The sequence below is a fragment of the Nocardioides malaquae genome (genome assembly GCF_015070385.1).
GTDB classification, from domain to species: Bacteria; Actinomycetota; Actinomycetes; order Propionibacteriales; family Nocardioidaceae; genus Nocardioides; species Nocardioides malaquae.
On record NZ_JADCSA010001044.1, the window covers coordinates 1 to 241 of the forward strand.

The window sequence follows — 241 nt, forward strand, 5'->3', positions numbered from 1 at the left end:
ACCGCCGCCGGGCAGCATGGAGCTACGTGGCTTTAACCCGAACGGCAGCATTGAGTTTGGTATGCGCAGCGATGAAGTGGTGACGAAGGCGATGCTCAACCTCGAATACACCCCATCGCCATCGTTACTGCCTGTCCAGTCGCAGTTAAAGGTTTATCTCAATGATGAACTGATGGGCGTGCTGCCAGTGACCAAAGAACAGTTGGGTAAAAAAACGCTGGCGCAAATGCCCATTAACCCA

At 53.1% G+C, this 241-nt stretch carries 1 protein-coding gene; it reads left to right on the plus strand.

Going from position 1 to position 241, the window contains the following annotated elements; all coding sequences use genetic code 11:
* Window positions 1-241 (plus strand): cellulose biosynthesis cyclic di-GMP-binding regulatory protein BcsB (locus tag IEQ44_RS16425; protein WP_193639477.1); only part of this gene is annotated, 241 nt, incomplete at both ends.